Origin of the sequence: Bradyrhizobium sp. 23, assembly GCF_023073295.1 — a bacterium.
In the GTDB taxonomy this organism is placed as follows: Bacteria; Pseudomonadota; Alphaproteobacteria; order Rhizobiales; family Xanthobacteraceae; genus Bradyrhizobium; species Bradyrhizobium canariense_D.
On the sequence record NZ_JADPJF010000022.1, the window covers coordinates 114,614 to 118,419 of the forward strand.

General features: G+C 62.7%; 6 protein-coding genes. 2 read left to right on the top strand and 4 right to left on the bottom strand.

All coding sequences use genetic code 11. The annotated features are described in order from the left end of the window. Window positions 1–400 (bottom strand): GntR family transcriptional regulator (locus IVB32_RS03645; RefSeq protein ID WP_247409842.1); only part of this gene is annotated, 400 nt, incomplete at its 3' end. A 183-nt stretch (window positions 401–583) separates the two neighbouring features. Between IVB32_RS03645 and IVB32_RS03650 the strand changes: the two genes are divergently transcribed. Continuing rightward, entirely contained in the window at window positions 584–820 is a 237-nt protein-coding gene (locus tag IVB32_RS03650; RefSeq protein WP_162496269.1) for a DUF1127 domain-containing protein, read from the top strand. Window positions 821–1,671: 851 nt separating this feature from the next. Here IVB32_RS03650 and IVB32_RS03655 read toward each other — a convergent pair. From IVB32_RS03655 to IVB32_RS03665, 3 genes are all read right to left on the bottom strand, one after another. Next, entirely contained in the window at window positions 1,672–2,067 is a 396-nt protein-coding gene (locus IVB32_RS03655; protein WP_247409844.1) for a hypothetical protein, read from the bottom strand. An 81-nt stretch (window positions 2,068–2,148) separates the two neighbouring features. Then, the gene (locus IVB32_RS03660; protein WP_007602088.1) at window positions 2,149–2,574 is read right to left on the bottom strand and encodes a universal stress protein; all 426 of its coding nucleotides are present in this window, start codon (window positions 2,572–2,574) and stop codon (window positions 2,149–2,151) included. Window positions 2,575–2,678: 104 nt separating this feature from the next. After that, window positions 2,679–3,212, bottom strand: a complete 534-nt coding sequence (locus IVB32_RS03665; protein ID WP_247409846.1) for a histidine phosphatase family protein — start codon at window positions 3,210–3,212, stop codon at window positions 2,679–2,681. A gap of 194 nt (window positions 3,213–3,406) precedes the next feature. On the opposite strand from IVB32_RS03665, the gene IVB32_RS03670 reads away from it, so the two are divergent. Next, a partial coding sequence (locus IVB32_RS03670; RefSeq protein WP_247409848.1) for an FAD-binding oxidoreductase occupies window positions 3,407–3,806 on the top strand: 400 nt, incomplete at its 3' end.

Consider the following 3,806-nt stretch of genomic DNA (forward strand, 5'->3'; position numbering starts at 1 on the left):
CATTGCGCGCGCTCTTGGTCCCGGTGCTGGTGGAGACGCGCAATGCGGATTCGAGCGCCTCGACACGCTCGAGGCCCGCAAGGCTTTTGGCGATCATTGCCCATTGCTGCGGCAGCAGCGGGTAATTGACCTCGAAATCGATCCGCGCGTCGCGCGGCTCGCTCAGCGCCTCGACCTCGCGCCTGATGGCGCCGGAGATGAAGGTGCCGCGGCCGACTTCGCCGACGACGAGGCCGCGGCGGAGCAACTCCGTATAAACCCGGCTCGCGGTCGAGACCGCGATGCCACGGTCATAGGCAAAATTGCGCTGCGGCGGCAGCCGGTCGCCCGGCCTTAACATGCCGTTAGAGATATCGAGAGCAATGGCATCGGCAAGCTTCACGTATTCGAACTTGGACATTATTGCACCGAGAGCAATGTTTCACTTGCTCCGAGTAGTGTACTGGAGCATTTAAGTTCCATCAAGCTTCACGATTGAGCCGAGGAGAGCGACAGCAATCCGAGGCAAATGAGGTGCAGGCGCTCGGGCGCTTGCGCCAACGGCATCCGCTTCGCCGCGTGGGCAACAGGCCGGAGAAGGACAATGACCACGATCTCGCAGACCGCCGGGCGGAGTTTACGCTCATCCTCGTCAAACGGATTTTTCCGCAAGCTGGCCAACGGCGCCTATGCGCTGTTCGACAGTCTGGAGCGCCGCTCCGCCGTCAAGACGCTGAACGACCTCGATGACCGCGCCTTGCGCGACATCGGTATCACGCGCAGCCAGATCGAGGACGCGGTCTACGGTCAGGCGAAAGCAGAGCTGACGCGGTATCTGTAGGACGCTTTCGCCTTTGTCCCGGACGCGCAGCAGCGTTCTGAGGCTGCTGCGCTGCGTCCGGGGCACGAGACTGGCGTTTCGGGCACGCCTGCTTCAACATCGTCACTGCGAGCGCCGCGAAGCAATCCAGAAATCCCACTGCGGAATGACTTTGGATTGCTTCGCTGCGCTCGCAATGACGGGCGTTTGTGGATAGCACTGTCGCTCCTTTAGCTCGCGCTTTCATTGCAGACACACCTTCGCCCGCTCGCGGCTTGTTCGCCCGAGCTTTGCTCGATCGCCTCACCCTCGAATGAAAGAGGACGCAGGGAAGACCGGGCGCCGGCTGGCACCCGCGGTCTACTGTGCGAAGTTGCAGTAAAAAATCTGCACAGCGGCATACAGGTGAAGCCAAAACGTCCACGCCTTCCCTGCGCAGCGTTACGGCTTATGCCGTGCTCTCCCCGGGGAGCGATGCACTAACGCACAGACCCCGGGCGTCAGGACGACACGGTTTTGCCGTACGCTGTCAGCACCGGTCGTGTGCGCGACGCCTTCGCTCACGGTTGCTCCGCCCTGCGAAACCATTCGCGCCGGTGTGGCCCAGCGTCCGCCGCTGTCCGGCCCGCGTTCGTGACGATCGCGATCCGCCCCTCTTCCTTGGGCCGGGTTGCGGCGACACATACGCCGTTTCCGAATTTCGGTAAAGTGGAATATTTTCAGCGGCGGGCGTTGACCGACAGCTTGGGTGTTTTGCCCGACGGGCAATGCAAGGGCTCGTAGCCCGGATGAGCGAAGCGATATCCGGGAATCGTGATACGAGTCGTCGCGGGTATCGCTTCGCTCATCCGGGCTACGAGCTTGTATATGGCTCAGGCGAAGGCGGCCTGGTTCCAAACACCGCCGAGAGCTCGATCGTCTTCGGAGCGCTCGGGCTTGCGGTGAGGTCGTGTCGCTACGCCGCGTTGGCGCCGATGCCGGACATCCCGACGCGGCAAATGTGCAGCGACGTTGCCCGCGAACTTGGCGATACGTGCGGCGGCCTGTTTAAGGACGAACATCATCGTCGTGACGCGGCTAAGCGCGCCGAGCAGGATCAGCACCGAGAAGATGTCGATATAGGCGAGGAAGTCGCCGACCAGCATCAATTCCGGCGGGATTGGGATCCTGTGGTAGTAAGCCAGTACGAGGATCACGACGGGGGTGAAGGCGATCACCTTCCGCACCGTCAGCCTGTCCAGCAGTGCGGCCAGTTGCACGACCAGCACCTCCCATAAAGCATCGCCGATCGCGAGCGGGATCTCGTACGTCCATCTCCGCCACCATTGCTTCACGACATTGCTCCGAGCTCAGTGCCTGACCACCAGCACCGAGCATTTTGCGTAGCGCACGACGTGCCCGGCATTGGAGCCGAGAAAGTAGGTGCGCATCGCCGGCCGGTGCGAGGTCATCACGATCAGCTCGGCCTTCATGTGCACGGCTTCCTCCAGGATCTCGTGATAGATGCCGCCCTGGCGCACCACGCTGGAGATGCGAGAAGGCTCGATGCCGGACTCGCGTGCGACGATGGCGAGGGCTTCTTCCGAGGTCTGGCGCTGCTGCTCGTCGAAATCGGCGGGCACGTATTCGGCCAGCATCACCGGCGTCATCGGCAGCACGTTGAGCAGGCGCACCACGCCGCTCCAGGTCTGCGACAGCGTTGCGGCGGTCGCGATCGCCGGCTTGGCCAGGTCGGTGTCGGCGAGGTCGATGGGCACGAGGATGGACTTGAACATCTGCGCCTCCAAATCTTCCAGTCAGGACGTCTTGCCGGCACGTCGCGCGATCAACCCGATCGAAACAGCCTTAGCTTCGAAGCAACCTTAACTTCGAAGTAGCTTTAGCTTCGAAGCAGCCTTGGACTGACGAACAGCACCAGCCTACCGCGGCCGTAAGCCACGTCACCCCAATCCTTGACGTCAAAATCGAAGATCGCAAGCCCCGACGTGGGCAGGTTGTCGGCGAGCGCCTTGGCGGCGGCCGGATCGCCGCCGCCCGTCAGCATCAGGGCGATCTCGTGCATGCCCGGATTGTGGCCGACCAGCAGCAATTGTCTCGGATCAGCCGGAATGGTTGCAGTGCGAATGGATTCCAGGATCTGGGCGGGATCGGCGGCGTAGAGTTCCGGCAGGACCTCGACCTGCGGCGCGGCGACGCGGTCCTTCATGGTCTCCCAGGCAATGTCCCAGGTCTGCCGCGCCCGGACGGCATGCGATACCAGTACGGCCTCGGGAAAGGGGGGATGGGCGGCCATCCAGTCGCCGATCTCGGCGGCATCCTTGTGGCCGCGGTCGTCGAGCCGGCGGTCCTGGTCACGGCCGCTCGGCGCGTCAGTCTCGGTCTTGGCGTGACGCAGCAGCATCAAACGGCGCATGGCACTCTCGAATCGTTATGCGTTCCAGAATAATCTACAGGTGCCGGTTGAGGGCAAGGTGACAAGGGCCTGCACAGTCCTCTAAAGCGCGATGAGATTAGGACAATCCCCATCGCGCTTTAAATTTTTGTTTTGAGCATGATCTTTTCGGAAAACCGCTGCACACTTTTCCGGATCATGCTCTAAGAAACGGCATGAGCGAGACTTTCACAAGCGTGTCCCAGGAAGAAGCCGGCTTTCGTGAACGCGCGCGACTGTCGTTTGATCTCGACGCCGATATCTGCGTGATCGGGGCGGGGCTTGCAGGGCTCTCCATTGCGCTCGAGGCGGCCCGGCTGGGGGCCAGCGTCGCGGTGCTCGAGGGCCGCCACATCGGCTGGAACGCTTCCGGCAATCAACTCGGCACCGTGATGCCGGGCTTCGCGCTGCCGCTCGCCGAGCTGATCGAGCGCATCGGCTTCGAGGATGCGCGGGAATTGTGGACACTGTCGAAAGAGGGCGCCGAGTTCGTCCGGGCCAACGCCACCGAAGAGAACATGCCCGGGATCGGCTCGACCGACGGCGTGCTCGAGGTCTCCAACGTCGATGCCGGCG